Below are 1864 nucleotides of genomic sequence, written 5' to 3' on the forward strand. Positions count from 1 at the left end.
ATCTTCGACGCCGATCCCCGGCCTCACGGGGTCAACATTCCACGCCGATCCACAGGATCTCGACCGCCACCCCGCCAGCAGCGCCTGCCACCCTCCGCCCACGGCAATTTTCCGCCGGGCGCGCGCCGCCCACCGACCGGATCCGCGCCCTTGCGCGTATATCTGCCGGCACCCATCGGGCAGTGCGCCCGGCGGTAGCGGGAGGGAACGGCATGCATCAGATCGGCCTCGTGGCAGTGGCGCTCGGCCTGGCGGCCTGCGCCACGACCCCCTCGTACTACGGCGGGGTCAGCGCGCAGAACGTCAACTGCGGCACCGGCGTCCTTGGCGGCGCGCTGCTCGGGGGCCTCGCCGGCAACCAGGTCGGCAAGGGCCAGGGCCAGGATCTCGCCACCATCGCCGGCGCCACGGTCGGCGGCCTCTTCGCCGCGACACGGCCCGAGTGCCAGCCCCAGGCCTATGGCCGGCCCTACGGCCAGCCGGTCGCCTACGGCGGCCACCCCCCGCAGGCGACCCTCGTTGGCTACGACCGCTACGGCAGGCCGATCTACCGGTAGGGGCCCGAACTGCACCGTTTCGGCCGAGGCGCTCGTCCCGCGCCCCTCGTCGGGTGCCGGCGCGGGCAATCCCGGCTCACCTGCCGGGCGCCGGCGCCGTGATTTCTCACTCCTCCTTCTTCTCCTTCTTCGCCGGCAGCCCCCAGATCTCGTCGCCCTCGCGGTTGGTGTCGCCCTCCGACAGGATGTGCTTCGAGATCAGCGCCAGCATGTAGGCGCGCAGCACCGCGTTCATCCGCGCCTGGTAGCCGTGCCCCATGCGGCGGAACCACTTCACCACATCGGCGTCGAAGGCCGCGGTGAGCTTGGTCTTGTGCGGCCGGACCGGGACCCGGCTCTCGATCCGATGCCACTCCGGCGGCACCAGCAGCTGCCGGAGCTTGAAGTCCTTCAGCCACTCTTCCTGCCTCTCGAGCTCCAGCATGAACTTGAAGTGCGCCCGTTCCTGCTCGATGTTGCGCCTGCGTTCCTCGAACAACCCGTCTCTCCCGCATCCGGTCACGAGCCGCGATCCTCGCCGGAAAAGCATAAGATTCGGTTCAAATCGCCCATATGCGTTCCATACGCATTCCATTACGCATTCCATATCCGCCAACCGCCTGTTTCTCCACTATCTTCCGACCCTGCGGCCCGGATCCTCCCCGAAACTCCTCCGCCGCCTCACCGGCGGATTTCCGCCCATCCTGCCGGCGCGGGTAGACATTCCGCACTGCAACATGGCCTTATCCGCGACCGATGTAACAGTTCCGGACCGGTTGCCTTGCGTTCCCTCATCCTCCTCGCCCCCCTGGCCGCGGCCGCTTTCCTCGCTGCCCCCGCCCTCGCCGACAATCGCGCCTCGATCCCGGGGGAGCGCGAGCTCGCCTGCCTCGCCGAGGCGATCTATTTCGAGGCCCGCGGCACCGGCGCCGAAGGCGAGGCGGCGGTTGCACATGTCATCGTAAACCGTTCCAACAACCCGAAATTCCCCGACACCGTCTGCGGCGTCGTCACCCAGGGCTGCCAGTTCTCCTACCGCTGCGACGGCCGCTCCGACGCGCTGACCGACGCCCGCAGCCGCGCCCGCGCCTACCGGGCCGCCGAGACCGTGCTCGCCGGCGGCGCCGACCCGACCGGCGGCGCCCTCTTCTTCCACTCCGCCCGCGCCAAGCCCGGCTGGTTCGCCAAGCGCAAGCGCACCGGCACCATCGGCGGCAACGTCTTCTACCGCTAGCAGGCTGCTGAAGAAGTCCGCGCTTGTTCGCGGGTGTGTGGCGTGATTCCGTCGGTGCAGGAGCGAGAGGCAGCGGACGGGATCACGATGCGGG

The 1864-nt window shown here is 69.4% G+C and carries 3 protein-coding genes; 2 read left to right on the top strand and 1 reads right to left on the bottom strand.

Translation table 11 applies throughout. The annotated features are described in order from the left end of the window. Nucleotides 1–212 precede the first annotated feature (212 nt). Nucleotides 213–557: a glycine zipper 2TM domain-containing protein gene (locus tag Q0112_RS11910; RefSeq protein WP_297975610.1), complete on the top strand. Its 345-nt coding sequence runs from the start codon at nt 213–215 to the stop codon at nt 555–557. A 106-nt stretch (nt 558–663) separates the two neighbouring features. On the opposite strand, the gene Q0112_RS11915 is transcribed toward Q0112_RS11910, so the two are convergent. Next, a complete protein-coding gene (locus Q0112_RS11915; protein ID WP_297975612.1) occupies nt 664–1035 on the bottom strand; it encodes a BrnA antitoxin family protein in 372 nt (123 codons plus the stop codon). A 282-nt stretch (nt 1036–1317) separates the two neighbouring features. On the opposite strand from Q0112_RS11915, the gene Q0112_RS11920 reads away from it, so the two are divergent. After that, nucleotides 1318–1770: a cell wall hydrolase gene (locus tag Q0112_RS11920; protein ID WP_297975614.1), complete on the top strand. Its 453-nt coding sequence runs from the start codon at nt 1318–1320 to the stop codon at nt 1768–1770. Nucleotides 1771–1864: the final 94 nt, after the last annotated feature.

Origin of the sequence: uncultured Amaricoccus sp. (assembly GCF_937858865.1) — a bacterium.
GTDB lineage: Bacteria > Pseudomonadota > Alphaproteobacteria > Rhodobacterales > Rhodobacteraceae > Amaricoccus.

Bases quoted from the DNA above. Each gene is read 5' to 3' on its own strand.
- Q0112_RS11910 (WP_297975610.1), top strand. From the start codon at position 213: ATGCATCAGATCGGCCTCGTGGCAGTGGCGCTCGGCCTGGCGGCCTGC.